Below are 3,092 nucleotides of genomic sequence, written 5' to 3'. Positions count from 1 at the left end.
GAACCTGCCACAGAAAGGGGTGCGCCGCCACGGCCAACCGGCTGGCCAGCAGCCATCGGTGATGATGGCCGCTCAGATGGGCGTGCTCGTGCGCCCGCGCGGTGGGCCGCTTGGCCACGTCGCCAAGGCATGCCTGGACGAGATCCGACAGCTCGGGCTCCAACCCCGGATCGATCGACGGCGGCGTGCTGTACACCTTCCGTAGGGTCAGCAGCGGGTCGTGGGTGGGCAGTTTCCCGTAGAGCCCGACGCCGCTCACCGCCCAGTGCAGCGTCGCGCCCAGCGACCACACGTCGCCCGCGGGGGTGGGCGTCTCCCCCTGCAGCAGCGTGGGATCGGTGAACTCCACCGAACCGATGTCCCCCATCCCGGTCACCGTCACGCCCGGCGTCAGCACCTGCGACAGGCCCAGGTCGGAGAGCTTGCCCCCGTCGTCGGCGAGCAGCACGTTGCCGGGGCGGATGTCGCGATGGACGATGCCCTCCTCGTGCAGTGCCTGCGCCGCGTGGGAGACGCAGGCGATCGAGCGCAGTACCCGCTCGCGCGACGGCCGCTCCGCGGGATGCGCCAGCGAGCCGTCCGGCAGGTACTCCATCGAGTAATAGAACACCCCGCCCTGCTGGCCGGCGTCGTAGAGCCGCACCAGATACGGGGAGCGCACCGCGGCGAACGCCTTCAACTCTCTCGTGGCGCGGCGGAAGGCGTCGTTCCCCGTTCCCCCCACCACCTTCACCGCGACCAGATCCGCCTCGATGGGTAACCGCTCGGGCCTTTTCGCCAAGTAGAACTCACCGTGATTACCGGCTCCCAGTGACCGGATGAACTCATAATCGGCGATGCCTTCCACAACGGTCTCCCTCCATGCCTGCGCAACGTTCGCGACGACATCCCACACACGGTAACGTCGCCTTCGCCATTCTCGGGGCTTTTCTTTGCATACGGAAAGCGTGCTCGCAATTGCTGCACATGGATCTGCTCCTGCTTGACCTTGTCATCGTCCTTGCGGCCGCGCGGCTTTTCGGAGCGCTGGCCAGATGGCTCGGCCAGCCTCCGGTCATCGGCGAGATCGTGGCCGGCATCCTGCTGGGCCCCACCCTGCTGGGACCCCTGATCGGTGACGAGCTGTTCGGCTCCGAGATGCGGCCCCCGTTGCAGGCCCTGGCCAACGTCGGCCTGGTGCTGTTCATGTTCGTCGTCGGCCTGGAACTGGACCAGAAGCTGGTCAGGGGCAAGGGACGGATCGCGGTGACCGTGGCGCTCGGCTCGACCGTGGTGCCGTTCGTCCTGGGCTGCGTGCTCGCGCTGGCCATCGCGGGTGAGCACGTGGGAGGCGACAAGACCCTGCCGTTCGTGCTGTTCATGGGCGCGGCGATGGCCGCCACCGCCTTCCCGGTGCTGGCGCGGGTCCTCACCGACCGGGGAATGCAGCGGATCACGCTCGGCGGCCTCGCCCTGGCCTCGGCGGCCGTCATCGACGTGCTCGCCTGGACCGTCCTGGCGGTGGTGGTGGGCATCGCGGGGGCCGGAGAGTCCGAGGGGCAGTGGAAGGTCCTGCTCGCCCTGCCGTACGCACTGGTGATGTTCCTGGTCGTCAAGCCCCTGCTGGCCCGGCTGGTGCCCGCCTACGAGAAGGCCGGGCGGCTGACGCCCGGCCTGCTCTCCCTGGTGCTCCTCGGTCTGATCGGATCGGCCTGGGCCACCGAGTGGATGCACGTCCACTTCATCTTCGGCGCGTTCGTGTTCGGCGCGGTGATGCCCCGCGAAGGGGCGGAACGGCTCAACCACGAGATCCTGGAGCGGCTGGAACAGCTCGCCGTACTGCTGCTGTTGCCGATGTTCTTCGTGGTGGCGGGGCTCAACGTCAACCTGCGTGAACTCGACCTGTCCAGCCTCGGCACGCTCTCCGCGATCCTGGTCGTCGCGATCGGCGGTAAGCTGCTCGGCTCCTACGCCGCCGCGCGGACCCAGCGGCTGCCCAACCGGCAGTCCTGGGCACTGGCCTCCCTGCTCAACACACGAGGGCTCACCGAGATCGTCATCCTCACCGTCGGCCTGCAGAAGGGCGTGCTCGACGACGAGCTCTACTCGCTGATGGTGGTCATGGCCCTCGTCACGACCGCGATGACCGGCCCGCTGGTGCGCAGGATCTACCCCGACAGGCGGGTGGCCCGCGACATCGCCGAGGCCGAACGTGCCGCCCTCGGCGTGACCGCCGCCCACCGGGTGCTGGTGATCGTGCCCGATCCGCCCGCCGAGCAGGCCCCGTTGGTCGGCCTGACCACCACCCTGGCCCTGTCCAGGCCGCCGTCCGAGGTGGTCCTGGGCCACCTGCGCCCCTACCCGGCGGGCCGTCTGGAGGTCGGCAGCGGCCTCTCCTCGGAGCTGGCCGAGCTGGCCGAGACCCTCCACGACCTGGAGACGCTGGCCGGCGGTGCCCGCGAGCGCGGCTCGGAGACCAGGGTGGTGAGCCGGTTCAGCGCGGATGTGGCAGGCGAGCTGCCGGAGCTGGCCTCCGGTGCCCGAGCCGACCTGCTGGTGCTGCCCGCCGGTGTCCCCGGCTATGCCGCCGTGCGTGACGGCGCGGTCTGCCGCGTGGTGACCGTGTCCTTGCCCGTGCCGGAACAGGCCGAGCCCGGCTCCGAGCCGGGGCCGGTCGCGGTACGTTACGGCTCCGGTGACGACGCGGCCGCGCACGTGGCGCTCACCCTCGCGATGCTGTGGGACCGGCCACTGATCGTCACCGGCGGGAACCGGGCCTCAGCCCTGGCCCAGCGGCTGTCCAAGCTCGGAGTCGCGGCCGGCGCGGGTGCGATCCCCGAGGGCGCGCTGGTCGTGGCCGCCGACACCGGGAGCGCCCCGGAGGACGCGCACCTGCTGGTCCGCGCCGAGCAGGACCCCGACCCGGTCGACTGGGCCGAGGCCGTCTCCGCGCTGCGCGCCCCGGCCCCGCAGCTCTGATCGCACACCGACCTGGCACGCGAGCGGCACGGCGAAAGGACCCCGAGAACACGCCGGGCGGTACGGCCATGGCCGTTCCGCGAGCGCCAGGCGGGTGTCGCCCTTGGCTGCGGGGTAGCTCTTCGAGACATTGT

The 3,092-nt window shown here is 70.7% G+C and carries 2 protein-coding genes; one reads left to right on the top strand and one right to left on the bottom strand.

All coding sequences use genetic code 11. The annotated features are described in order from the left end of the window. On the bottom strand, positions 1 to 847 hold an 847-nt coding region (locus tag ABZ260_RS49160; RefSeq protein ID WP_355632330.1), incomplete at its 3' end, for a protein kinase. Positions 848 to 966: 119 nt separating this feature from the next. Between ABZ260_RS49160 and ABZ260_RS49155 the strand changes: the two genes are divergently transcribed. Then, positions 967 to 2,958, top strand: coding sequence for a cation:proton antiporter (locus ABZ260_RS49155; RefSeq protein WP_355632327.1), 1,992 nt, complete (start codon positions 967 to 969; stop codon positions 2,956 to 2,958). Positions 2,959 to 3,092: the final 134 nt, after the last annotated feature.

It is taken from the genome of Streptosporangium sp. NPDC006013 (assembly GCF_040614275.1).
In the GTDB taxonomy this organism is placed as follows: domain Bacteria; phylum Actinomycetota; class Actinomycetes; order Streptosporangiales; family Streptosporangiaceae; genus Streptosporangium.
The sequence above is the reverse complement of the archived record's forward strand: the minus strand, read 5'-3'. Positions and strand labels throughout refer to the sequence as shown.